This is a genomic window from Acinetobacter sp. 243_ASPC (assembly GCF_001054715.1).
Lineage (GTDB): Bacteria > Pseudomonadota > Gammaproteobacteria > Pseudomonadales > Moraxellaceae > Acinetobacter > Acinetobacter soli.
The window spans coordinates 1-3,013 of sequence record NZ_JVOR01000099.1 but is presented as its reverse complement, the minus strand read 5'-3'; the positions used below and the strand labels follow the sequence as shown (position 1 = coordinate 3,013).

The 3,013-nt window shown below is 39.0% G+C and carries 4 protein-coding genes; 3 read left to right on the top strand and 1 reads right to left on the bottom strand.

The features are described from left to right. Positions 1–61 precede the first annotated feature (61 nt). A protein-coding gene (locus ADA42_RS18095) for an IS3-like element ISAba14 family transposase (protein WP_100833519.1) occupies positions 62–1,206 on the bottom strand; the annotation gives its coding sequence in 2 pieces (ribosomal slippage) (positions 62–942 and positions 942–1,206; 1,146 coding nt in all). 6 nt (positions 1,207–1,212) lie between these two features. On the opposite strand from ADA42_RS18095, the gene ADA42_RS13700 reads away from it, so the two are divergent. Genes ADA42_RS13700 through ADA42_RS13690 form a run of 3 tightly spaced genes read left to right on the top strand, consistent with a single transcriptional unit; the run spans position 1,213 to position 2,836 of the window. After that, on the top strand, positions 1,213–1,638 hold the full coding sequence (locus ADA42_RS13700) for a phage tail protein (protein ID WP_053086589.1): 426 nt from the start codon (positions 1,213–1,215) through the stop codon (positions 1,636–1,638). Then, positions 1,638–1,853 (top strand): tail protein X, encoded by a 216-nt coding sequence (locus ADA42_RS13695; protein WP_048765748.1) that lies wholly within the window; start codon positions 1,638–1,640, stop codon positions 1,851–1,853. Before ADA42_RS13700 ends, ADA42_RS13695 begins: the two co-directional genes overlap by 1 nt. After that, positions 1,844–2,836, top strand: coding sequence for a phage late control D family protein (locus ADA42_RS13690; protein WP_048765746.1), 993 nt, complete (start codon positions 1,844–1,846; stop codon positions 2,834–2,836). The genes ADA42_RS13695 and ADA42_RS13690 overlap by 10 nt, the downstream gene beginning before the upstream one ends. Positions 2,837–3,013 lie beyond the last annotated feature (177 nt).

The window sequence follows — 3,013 nt, the reverse complement described above, 5'->3', positions numbered from 1 at the left end:
AGAGGTGGTCCCACATGTTTGAACAACTAAAAGCGTATTTATAAGTGATATTCCGCTCTAGTTAAGCCACCTTGTTTTGTTGGGGTAGCTGATCATAGTAAAACTCATTTGGTGTCATTTTGTCTAGACTCGAATGAGGTCGTTTCAGATTATAAAACTCAAAATATGCACTCAATTGCTTTTTCGCATCTGTGACACTGCTATAAGCTTTGAGATACACCTCTTCATATTTAACGCTCCGCCATAATCGTTCAACCATCACATTATCAACCCATCGACCTTTACCATCCATACTGATTTGAATGCCATTTGATTTCAATACATCAATAAATGCATCACTGGTAAACTGACTGCCTTGGTCTGTATTAAATATTTCAGGTCGACCATATTTTTCAATAGCTTCATTTAATGTTTCTATGCAAAATGTAACCTCCATACTAATCGATACTCTATGCGCTAGTACCTTGCGGCTATGCCAATCAATCACAGCACATAAATAAACAAAGCCTTTTGCCATAGGGATATACGTTATATCCGTAGACCACACTTGATTACTGCGCTGAATAGCCAATCCTTTGAGCAGATATGGATATTTGCGGTGAGCTTGATTAGCCTGGCTTAAATTTGGTTTGCAATATAACGCATTAATGCCCATTTTCTTCATTAAAGTACGTGTATGACGTCGTCCTATATGATGTCCTTGACGATTCAACAAATCACGCATCATACGGCTACCTGCAAAAGGGTATTGCATATGTAACTCATCCATACACCGCATCAGCTTCAGATCTGATGCACTCACAGGTTTTGGGCGATAGTAATAACAACCACGGGAGACTTTCAGCAGCTGAGCTTGCTTAGATACTGAAATCTGAAGTGAGTCATCGATTAACTTTTGTGGTTGAAGCGGCCCAGTTTCTTCAACACACCTTCTAAAAAATCAATTTCTAATGCCTGCTCACCGATTTTTGCATGTAGTTTTTTTAGATCGATGGGTGGTTCTGTTGGAGCTTTTGATTGATCGAAAGCTTGCGAGGAAGCTGAAATCAGTTGATTTTTCCAGTCGATAATTTGGTTTTGATGAACATCAAATTCAGCACTCAATTCAGCAAGTGTTTTTTCTGCTTTAATCGCAGCAAGTGCTACCTTAGCTTTAAAATCATTTGAATGATTTCTTCTTGGTCTACGTGCCATAAAATACTCCATATATTGATGTTTATAACATCATTTGGGGAGCAAAATATCACTTATAAGTGTTGTTCAAATTTCCTGATCCACCTCTATAAATGGGGTGAACAGGAAGTTTTTGGTGGTTGGGATAATCTTCAATATCTTGGTCCTGGACAAGACATACAAACTTTAACTGGTGTGATCTATGGCGAGTGGAATGGAGGATTTCAGCAAATTGATAAACTTCGTGCATTGGCTGCTAAAGGTGAGCCTCAACTTCTCATTTCTGGTACGGGTCGAATCATGGGCTATTGGGTAATTAGTCAGATCGATGAGGGGCAAGAGAAATTTGCCGCCTTTGGTGTGCCACGCCGTCAGGAATTTACTATTAAGCTGCGTAAATTTGGAGATTCGGCAGGGCGCTTAGGTTTAGTGGATACTCTAGTCAATGCATTAGGGAACATATAATGGCTCTATACAGAACTAAAGATGGTGATACGGTTGATTCGATTGCCTATAAGTATTATGGATCAACCAGTAATAAGTTGGTTGAAAACATATTTGAAGTCAATCATCGACTTTCAGATCATCCACCAGTTTTACCCGAAGGTCTATTAATTGAATTGCCAGAACAAAGTCAAACAACAATGACCCCAACCAAAAAGGTGAAACTATGGGATTAAAGCCATGTTTCCAAGTTGTGGCTAATGGCAGCGATATTAGCCAGACGATTTTTCAGTTATTTGAATCTATATCTATTACTGACAAAACAGGCATTGAATCAGATACCTTTGAGATTAGCCTTATTGATGATCCTGCTCAACCTATTGCTATGCCTGCTCGAGGAGCAGAGCTGCAAATCTCAATGGGCTATGATGATGTATTACAGCCAATGGGTATGTTTGTCGTAGATGAGATAGAGCTCTCAGGTCCACCAGAGAAAATGATCATTCGTGGACATGCTGCCGTTCAAACTGAGAGTAAAGGCGGCAAGACATCACTACAGTCTCAGAAAAACCGCACATGGCCTAAAGATACAACAATTAGTGCTGCTGTGATGAAAATTGCAGGTGAGCACAATTTAACGTACATGGTTAGTGGGACATTAAAGAACGTTAAGTTGCCACAATTAGCTCAATCAGATGAATCTGATTTATCTTTTTTGATGCGACTAGCCAAACGTTATGATGCAATTTGTAAACCTGCAAATGGTAAACTACTCTTTGTTAAACGTGGTGAAATTAAGCTTGATACCATTGAATTGACACGTTACCAAGTCGGACGTTGGTCAATGACAAGAAGCTCGCGTGATAGTACTGGTACGGTGATTGCGTATTGGCACGAAAAGGCCAAAGCTAAAAAGCACGAAGTAAAGTTGGGAGATGGTGAACCAGTTCGCCGTTTAAGACACCATTATCCAGATGAAAAAAGCGCACAAGCAGCAGCTCAAGCCGCATTAGATGAATCTAAAAGAAATGAGGATAAGCTTTCATTAGAGTTACCAGGTGATCCGACTTTTTCAGCAGAATCACCATTGGCATTGTCTGGTTTTAGATACGGTATTGATGGTGACTGGATCATTGATTCAGTCACTCATACGATTAATAAAAGTGTAGGGTTTTCGGCGAGTATTGAAGGGGTGAAAAACCTTAATGATGCAGAGTAAATCTGTAGTGAAACTAAATTTTAAGTGATTGATTATATTCATATTAGTTTTATCATTTCCGAGACTTTTTCTATATTAAAAAATACGTTAAAAATGATATAAATCATAGTGATATATCATTTTTAACGCCTTTTTGACATCGTAGAGGTCTCCAGTTCGAGTCTGGATATGCCTACC

Bases quoted from the DNA above. Each gene is read 5' to 3' on its own strand.
- ADA42_RS13700 (WP_053086589.1), top strand. From the start codon at position 1,213: ATGTTTATAACATCATTTGGGGAGCAAAATATCACTTATAAGTGTTGT.
- ADA42_RS13695 (WP_048765748.1), top strand. From the start codon at position 1,638: ATGGCTCTATACAGAACTAAAGATGGTGATACGGTTGATTCGATTGCC.
- ADA42_RS13690 (WP_048765746.1), top strand. From the start codon at position 1,844: ATGGGATTAAAGCCATGTTTCCAAGTTGTGGCTAATGGCAGCGATATT.